This window comes from Chryseobacterium sp. FG46 (assembly GCF_057809135.1).
The window spans coordinates 121,610-129,211 of the sequence record NZ_JBMDJJ010000014.1; the positions used below are offsets into that span (position 1 = coordinate 121,610).

9 protein-coding genes are annotated in these 7,602 nt (G+C 36.6%); 3 read left to right on the plus strand and 6 right to left on the minus strand.

What is annotated here, in order from left to right; all coding sequences use genetic code 11:
- Positions 1–54: 54 nt before the first annotated feature.
- The gene (locus ACODR7_RS12500) at positions 55–501 is read left to right on the plus strand and encodes a DinB family protein (protein ID WP_488839426.1); all 447 of its coding nucleotides are present in this window, start codon (positions 55–57) and stop codon (positions 499–501) included.
- Positions 502–688: 187 nt separating this feature from the next.
- Here the strand turns inward: ACODR7_RS12500 and ACODR7_RS12505 are convergent, their stop codons facing one another.
- Positions 689–1,309 carry an endonuclease III domain-containing protein gene (locus ACODR7_RS12505; protein WP_076595135.1) on the minus strand — a complete coding sequence of 207 codons (621 nt, stop codon included), beginning with the start codon at positions 1,307–1,309 and terminating at the stop codon, positions 689–691.
- A gap of 33 nt (positions 1,310–1,342) precedes the next feature.
- Here ACODR7_RS12505 and bcp point away from each other — a divergent pair, with 33 nt between their 5' ends.
- The gene (gene bcp, locus ACODR7_RS12510) at positions 1,343–1,792 is read left to right on the plus strand and encodes a thioredoxin-dependent thiol peroxidase (RefSeq protein ID WP_488839428.1); all 450 of its coding nucleotides are present in this window, start codon (positions 1,343–1,345) and stop codon (positions 1,790–1,792) included.
- An 89-nt stretch (positions 1,793–1,881) separates the two neighbouring features.
- On the opposite strand, the gene ACODR7_RS12515 is transcribed toward bcp, so the two are convergent.
- Genes ACODR7_RS12515 through ACODR7_RS12535 form a run of 5 tightly spaced genes read right to left on the minus strand, consistent with a single transcriptional unit; the run spans position 1,882 to position 6,077 of the window.
- Positions 1,882–2,415 (minus strand): GNAT family N-acetyltransferase, encoded by a 534-nt coding sequence (locus ACODR7_RS12515; RefSeq protein ID WP_488839430.1) that lies wholly within the window; start codon positions 2,413–2,415, stop codon positions 1,882–1,884.
- Positions 2,384–3,046, minus strand: coding sequence for a hypothetical protein (locus ACODR7_RS12520; RefSeq protein ID WP_488839432.1), 663 nt, complete (start codon positions 3,044–3,046; stop codon positions 2,384–2,386). The genes ACODR7_RS12515 and ACODR7_RS12520 overlap by 32 nt, the downstream gene beginning before the upstream one ends.
- A gap of 31 nt (positions 3,047–3,077) precedes the next feature.
- Entirely contained in the window at positions 3,078–4,160 is a 1,083-nt protein-coding gene (locus ACODR7_RS12525) for a mannose-1-phosphate guanylyltransferase (RefSeq protein ID WP_488839434.1), read from the minus strand.
- A 2-nt stretch (positions 4,161–4,162) separates the two neighbouring features.
- Positions 4,163–4,753, minus strand: coding sequence for a SprT-like domain-containing protein (locus tag ACODR7_RS12530; protein WP_136522929.1), 591 nt, complete (start codon positions 4,751–4,753; stop codon positions 4,163–4,165).
- 1 nt (position 4,754) lies between these two features.
- Positions 4,755–6,077 carry a TolC family protein gene (locus ACODR7_RS12535; protein WP_488839436.1) on the minus strand — a complete coding sequence of 441 codons (1,323 nt, stop codon included), beginning with the start codon at positions 6,075–6,077 and terminating at the stop codon, positions 4,755–4,757.
- A gap of 183 nt (positions 6,078–6,260) precedes the next feature.
- Between ACODR7_RS12535 and ACODR7_RS12540 the strand changes: the two genes are divergently transcribed.
- Entirely contained in the window at positions 6,261–7,505 is a 1,245-nt protein-coding gene (locus ACODR7_RS12540; RefSeq protein WP_488839437.1) for a bifunctional folylpolyglutamate synthase/dihydrofolate synthase, read from the plus strand.
- Positions 7,506–7,602: the final 97 nt, after the last annotated feature.

Sequence of the window (7,602 nt, forward strand, 5' to 3'; positions counted from 1 at the left end):
GTACTTCGTTAATCGGTACCCTTTTATTTTGTTCTTCTAAATAAAGAAATTAATATGATCACAGAAAGCCTCAGATCTCTTTTTAACAGAGATTTAAATAAATTAAAAACAGAGATAGAAGCCTATCAAAAAGAAGAAAATCTATGGAAAGTTGATAAAAACATAGCCAATTCTGCGGGCAACCTGGTTCTTCATCTGGTTGGAAACCTCAACCATTTTATAGGAACGCACCTTGGAAACACAGGATATATAAGACAACGTGAGCTGGAGTTTTCATTAAAAGATGTTCCAAGAGCTGAACTTATTGAAAAAATAGAGGCAACTACAACAATGATAGATTCTACTCTTTCTCAATTATCAGAAGAAGATCTTAAAAAAGAATATCCATTGGTTGTTTTTGAGAGTGCCATGACAACCGATTACTTTCTGATCCATCTGGTTGCTCATCTTGATTATCATTTGGGACAGATTAATTACCACAGAAGGCTATTGGACATTTAATCCATCAATTAAAAACTAAAATAACGCAACGATCACAAAGTAATTGTTGCGTTTTCTTTTTCGTTCGCAAGGCCGTTTCACTCAGCTAAGAAAAAATTGTCCTGGCCAAAAGAAGTACCCCTTTGCGAACCTTTTCAATATGAATTATTGTAAAATCTTTGCGACATTTGCATTAAAATACAACGGGTTACTTCTCAAACATCATTTTCGTAATAAAATCCTTTTCTCCTTTTCCTCTTGCCGGAGAATATTCTCTTCCATAGAAAATGATCTGAAGGTGAAGCTTATTCCATACTTCTTCAGGGAATAATTTCTTGGCATCACGCTCCGTTTCCACCACATTTTTTCCGGAGGTAAGTTTCCACTGTGTCATCAGCCGATGAATGTGAGTATCCACCGGAAAAGCAGGAAATCCGAAACCCTGGCTCATCACTACTGATGCAGTCTTGTGCCCTACGCCCGGAAGCGCTTCCAATTCTTCATAAGTTTGCGGAACGATACCATTATGACGCTCCAGCAGAAGCTCTGCCATTCTTTTAAGGTTTTTGGCTTTGGTATTGGATAGTCCGATTTCTTTAATTAATTCCTTGATCTCAAATTCTTCAAGCTTAGCCATTCTTTGTGGCGTTCCAGCTACCGCAAAAAGGTCAGGCGTTACCTGGTTAACTTTTTTATCTGTGGTCTGTGCGGAAAGTGCTACAGCTACCATTAATGTATAGGGATCGGTATGATCTAACGGAATAGGTGTGGTGGGATATAATTTATCCAGTTCTATCTGAACAAGCTCAGCTCTTTGTTTTTTTGTCATGTATGCCTTAAATTTGAACAAAATTAAATCATTATGCTGAAAGTTGGAGATAAATTACCTGAATTTGAAGGATTCAATCAAGACGGAGAAACGGTAACCTCATCAAAGTTAATAGGAAAAAAACTGGTGGTTTTCTTCTACCCGCAAGCGAATACACCAACGTGTACAGTGGAAGCCTGCAACCTGAGTGATAATTATACTAAGCTTAAAAAAGCAGGATTTCAATTACTGGGAGTAAGTGGCGACACTGTAAAGAAACAGAAGAACTTCCACAGTAAATTTGCATTTCCCTATGATCTTATTGCAGATGAAAACCGCAATATCATTGAAAAATTCGGAGTATGGCAGGAGAAAAAAACGTTTGGAAAAACGTACATGGGAATTGTAAGAACCACTTTTATTTTTGACGAAAATGGTATTTGTACAAGAGTGATTGAAAAGGTGACTTCAAAGACTGCTGCCGAGCAGATTCTGGAAGGATAATTCTTTTTTGAACACAGATATCACTAATATTTTCACAGATAATACAGATACAGACTGTGCTATTTGTGAAAATATTTTTATAATTTGTCTTATTCTGTTTCGTAGTAATTCAATTCTTCCGTTTCTCCGGGCAGAATGACATGCTTTTTGAACTTCAAGCCCAATTTTTCGATCAGTTTCTGGGAAGAAATATTATCTTTTGAAATGATGGCGGATATTTTTGTTAATCCAAAGTCATCCATCCCAATAGATTTAACCTTATGAGCGGCTTCAAAAGCATATCCTTTGCCTTCAAATTCTTCCAATAAAGAATATCCGATATCTACAATATCAAGTCCTTCTCTTTCGAAGATTCCTACTGCTCCTACTTTTTCATTTCCGTCTTTGGTTACTAAAACATAGTTTCCGAATCCCAGTCTTTCAATTTGGGGAGCAAATCTATTGAGGATATAATTTTCGGCGTCTTCTACAGAATTAACATTCCGGTTTCCGATATGTTGAATGAATTTGGGTCTGTTGTAAAGCTCAAATACGAAATCTTTGTCTTCACGGGACATGGGACGAAGTATTAATCGCTCAGTCTCATAGATATTATCTGCGTTTGGGTGTTTTTTTAGACTCATCTTTCTTTGGTTCTTCTTTTTTTTCGATTTTCAACAATCTCGGGTTATTAGCACATTTCTTATTGTAAAGCTCAATATACGTTCCATTGTCTTTTACATTGCTTACAGTACCTGTAGATTTATTTACTGTAACTGTATAATGCGTTTTCTGGTATGGACATTCCTTTGAGGTTAGTTTCCCAAGATCAAGATAGTAATTCGACTTGTCTTCATGATAATTACCTGCAAGGTCCTTAAACTCCTCATCTATCATATATCCGTCAGCGGCTAATACAACAGCTGCTTCCTGGGCATTATCAATTCTGTCTACAAACTTCTTCAGTCCTTCGACATCCGTAACGTAATTTACATTACCTCCTTCTGAATAAGCAATATAATAAAAGCTGTCTTCACTGGGAAAAAGATTAAATCCAGAGAATTGAGGAGTATAGTTTATCTTACCCGAAATCTTTATTTCCTGGCCTTTCCCATAGCTGTTGTATACCAACACCCATGAATCTACCCTATTACCGGGATTGATCTGCTGCAAAATAGCAGGAATGCTTGAAAACTTTTTCTTCTCCTGAGCTAATCCAAAGATTCCCAAAAGTAAAAATGTAAGAATTGTAAATCGGGTTGCAGTGTTACTCATAATTTAAAAATCAGCAGAAATATACCAAATATTACATGAACTTCTCGCCTTTCTTAAAGTTTTTCAGATCAAGAACATAGTCTTTAATGAGCTGGTCATTATCACGCGGACAGATCAGAAGTGCTTTATCTGTATCTACAACAATGTAGTTTTCAAGACCATCAATGATCACGGCCTTGTTATTATTCTTTAAACGGATAATATTTCCTTTTGAATTATAAGAAAGTAAATGTTTCAGTTTTACCGCGTTTCCGTCTTTATCTTTTTCTGTATTTTCATATACAGAAGTCCATGTTCCAAGATCGCTCCATCCCAAATCTGATGGAATCACATAAACATTCTTTGCTTTTTCTAAAATTCCGTTATCAATAGAAATCTTCTGAACCTTCGGATAAATGGTTTCAATACAGCTGTTTTCTTTTTCTGAGTTGTACTCACAAGCCATAAAATGCTGCATCATCTCAGGAAGATAAAGATCAAATGCGTGGTGAATGCTTTTTACATTCCAAACAAAAATTCCTGCATTCCAAAGGAAATCACCACTTTCCAAGAAGCTTTGGGCTATTTCAAGAATAGGTTTTTCAGTGAATGTTTTCACTTTAAAATATTCTGATCCCTTTTTTTCTACAAACTGAATATAGCCATAACCTGTATCAGGTCTTGTTGGAGTGATTCCTAATGTTACAAGATAATCATTTTTTGAAGCCACCTCAAACGCAAGCTCTACTTTTTCCAGAAATATATCCTCTTTAAGAATAAGATGATCAGCCGGCAATACAATCATGGTTGCATCTGGATTAATCTCAGCAATTTTGTTCGCCATATACAGATTACAAGCTGCTGTATTCTTCATCAACGGCTCACCCACAATATTCTCTTCAGGAATCTCCGGAAGCTGCTGATGGGAAACATGAACATATTCTTTATTCGTAATCACGAATATCTGCTCTTTAGGAATTACCTTGCTGATTCGGTCATAGGTCTGCTGAATCATAGTACGCCCGGTTCCTAAAATATCCTGAAACTGTTTTGGAAATTTCTGTGTGCTCATAGGCCAGAACCGGCTTCCGATTCCTCCCGCCATGATAACACAATATCTATCTGATTTTGACATTCTTAGCTACATTTTTCTACCCTCGCTAAAGGCTTAAAAGAATACTTCCTTCCAGTAGCCAGGTTCTTACAAAGATAGTTTTTTTTAACCAGACCTTCTAATAAATACTTTTCGTTGCGATAGATAAAAAATTCTCCCTTTTTAAGTTCCTCGATAAATTGCAGAGTATCATCCTGTTTCTCAGTATGGAAATATCTTACCAGATCAGGGCTTGCCATAAAATTGGCTTTGGGTGATTTTGAAAACTTTATGATGATAGGCTTGAGTTCTTCATCATAAATTTCAAGACTTTCCAGAAGCATATTTCTGAAAGTTTCTTTCCATTCGTTGCCATGAGGCGAGATTCTTCTTCCATATTTTTCGAAAGCAATCAGGTGTGCCAGCTCGTGAGTAAGCACAAAGAAAAAAAGCTGCGGGGTAAGAGTAGAATTTACCGTAATTTCATGGGAATTATCCGGAAGCTTTCTGTAATCTCCCAGTTTTGAGTTTCTGTTTCTTGTAACTTTTATATGTATATAGTAATCTGCAAACCAGATTCTTAAATATTTAAGTGTATTTTGAGGTAAGTATTTTTCTAATGATTGAATTGGCATTTTACAAACTTAATGGAATTCCTGCATAGAAATTCAATAGTTTAAGACTAAAAAGATAATTATATTTTGCCTGCGCTACTGATCCCTGTGCATTTGCATAATTATTTCTCGCCACGTTGACGTCATAGATAGTGGTTCTTCCGGCAGTATAACTTTTATCTGCAAAATCAAGAGCCAGTTTCGAACTTTTTTCAGCTTCCACTGCTGCCAGATACGTTTCATAATTGGCATCAGCATCAAACTGAGCTTTCTGAACATTTTGTCTTACCGTCTGTTTCTGTTGTTCTAACGTATTCTTCGCTATATTTTCGTTTATCTTAGACTGCTCAACCTGAAGTTTTGTTTTCCCTTTATTGAAGATAGGAATATTAAGTGATAACCCTACATTTTGTCCGAACTGATCTTTATATTGTTCAAAAAAAGTTCCCTGCACAACACCCGGCATAGCATCAAACTGCCTGTTATAAAAAGTATTAAGACCAGCACTGGCTGTCAATGTAGGCCAGAATGCTGTTTTACTTACCTCGGTTTGCGCTTCCGCAGACCTTATCCTGCTTTCGGCCGCTTTGATCTGGGGTTGTAATTCATACGCTGTCGCAAGCACTTCATCTACAGTATTAAGCTGTAAATCAAGTTTTTCCGGAACATTCACATCTTCAACATCAAAACCCTTATAATCTGACAGTTGTAAAAGCTGAGCAATGGCAAACAAAGCACGTCCAACATTTACTTCTGCTGTTTTAAGGTTTTGTTTTTCTCTTGCCAATGCCGCTTCAGCCTCTGCCAGAACCGTCTGCGCAGTTGTTCCAACCTGAGTTGTGATCTTAGCTCTGTCAAATTGTTTCTGAGCATTATCCACAGCACTCTGAGAGATTTTAACGATCTCTTTATTCAATAAGGTGGTCAGATATTGTTGAGCGATCTGAAGAGAGATATCATTTTTAATGGTTTCAATGTCATATTGGCTTGCTTCTACATCAAACTGGGCCTTTCTTACATTTTTCTCTAATCTTCCATTATTATAGAGCAGAATATCGGCTCCCAGACCAACACTGTTATTGAATCTATCGTTTCTAAAGCTTCCTGCGCCTAATGAGCCTTGCCCGAAACTTACTCCATTTGTAACACTAGCTGATACAGAAGGCAAATACTCTTTTTGGGCTGCTTTAAGATTATATTCCTGGTTTTGTTTGTTATACTGATTTTGGATAACCTGAAGATTATGCTCCACTGCATAGCTTACACATTCTTTTAAGGACCATTTCTTCTGAGCACTTAAACCCAGATAACCTAATCCAAAAACGATGATCCAAACTTTTTTCATATTGTATATGTTTATTTGTTTTTAATGGCCATATGGAATCGCGTCATATCAAGCAATACTTGTACTTACAAATCAGAGCGATTTCATATTAAGATTTTTCAATATTAGACGAATTAAATATAAAAAAGTTACAGATTGAAAAATTATATTTTATTTTAAAAAAATTTTGGGGAATTTTGTACCATGACAAATAAACAATATCAGGAAGCTATCGACTGGCTTTTCGTACAGATGCCCAACTATCAGATAGATGGGCAGAAAGCTTATAAACCTGGGCTTGACAACATCACAAAGCTTTGTGCTTTCTTTGGAAATCCTCAGGATAAAATAAAGTGTATTCACATTGGCGGCACCAATGGAAAGGGTTCTTCAAGCAATATGCTGGCATCGGTTCTTCAGGAGGCTGGCTATAAAACCGGACTATACAATTCCCCACACCTTATAGACTTTACGGAGCGAATAAAGGTGAATGGGAAAAACTGCAATAAAGAATTTGTCTTTGATTTTATTCAAAAACTAAAAACGATTCCGGAAGATATTCAACCCTCTTTCTTCGAGTTTACAACCATCATGGCTTTTGAATATTTTTATCAGCAGCAGGTAGATTTTGCCATTATTGAAGTTGGATTGGGAGGAAGACTGGATTCCACAAATATTATCAAACCTTTGATTTCGGCTATTACCAATGTTCAGCTGGATCATCAGAATATTCTTGGAGATACCATCGAAGAAATTGCCACTGAGAAAGCTGGAATAATTAAAAGCAATATCCCAATTATTTCCGGTGACGAGAACGAAGCCGTTAAAAATATCATTCAGGAGAAAGCAACGAAAGAAAATGCTCCATTTATAGATGCTCCTCTTATTAATACCAACCTCGAATCTGATCTGAAAGGGAATTACCAGAAAAAGAATATCAGAGTTGTCTTAGCTGCGGTAGAAGAATTAAGAAAACTGGAAATACAGATTGCCGACGAAGCATTGGAAAAAGGACTTCTCCATGTTCATCAGAATACAGGATTTATTGGCCGTTGGTTTGAATTTTCACAACATCCGCTTACGATTTGTGATACGGGGCACAATCAGGCAGGTTTGGAGTCTGTTTTTTCACAATTAAATTCAATTGAGAGGCACAAGCATGTCATTTTGGGATTTGTAAATGACAAAAAAATAGATGATGTAATGAAAATACTTCCTGAAAATTCTGAGTTCTATTTTGCAAAACCGTCTGTCAACAGGGGAAGACACCCGGAAGATTATGAAAACATGCTTCAGGAGGCGAAAATTTTTTATAAAATTTTTGATTCCGTGCAGGAAGCGTATCTCTCTGCAAAAGAACAATGTACAAATGAAGAAATGATTTTTATTGGCGGAAGCAACTTTGTAGTGGGAGATTTTTTGGAAAAAAATTTGGAGATTAAAGAATAAGTCGTATATTTGCACCACTCTAAACAAGAGAACAAGTCTAGAGGGTTCTTAGCTCAGTTGGTTCAGAGCATCTGGTTTACACCCAGAGGGTCGGGGG

Excerpts from the sequence above, each read along its gene's own strand:
- ACODR7_RS12500 (WP_488839426.1), top strand. The coding sequence starts at position 55 with ATGATCACAGAAAGCCTCAGATCTCTTTTTAACAGAGATTTAAATAAA.
- ACODR7_RS12505 (WP_076595135.1), bottom strand. The coding sequence starts at position 1,309 with ATGACAAAAAAACAAAGAGCTGAGCTTGTTCAGATAGAACTGGATAAA.
- bcp (WP_488839428.1), top strand. The coding sequence starts at position 1,343 with ATGCTGAAAGTTGGAGATAAATTACCTGAATTTGAAGGATTCAATCAA.
- ACODR7_RS12515 (WP_488839430.1), bottom strand. The coding sequence starts at position 2,415 with ATGAGTCTAAAAAAACACCCAAACGCAGATAATATCTATGAGACTGAG.
- ACODR7_RS12520 (WP_488839432.1), bottom strand. The coding sequence starts at position 3,046 with ATGAGTAACACTGCAACCCGATTTACAATTCTTACATTTTTACTTTTG.
- ACODR7_RS12525 (WP_488839434.1), bottom strand. The coding sequence starts at position 4,160 with ATGTCAAAATCAGATAGATATTGTGTTATCATGGCGGGAGGAATCGGA.
- ACODR7_RS12530 (WP_136522929.1), bottom strand. The coding sequence starts at position 4,753 with ATGCCAATTCAATCATTAGAAAAATACTTACCTCAAAATACACTTAAA.
- ACODR7_RS12535 (WP_488839436.1), bottom strand. The coding sequence starts at position 6,077 with ATGAAAAAAGTTTGGATCATCGTTTTTGGATTAGGTTATCTGGGTTTA.
- ACODR7_RS12540 (WP_488839437.1), top strand. The coding sequence starts at position 6,261 with ATGACAAATAAACAATATCAGGAAGCTATCGACTGGCTTTTCGTACAG.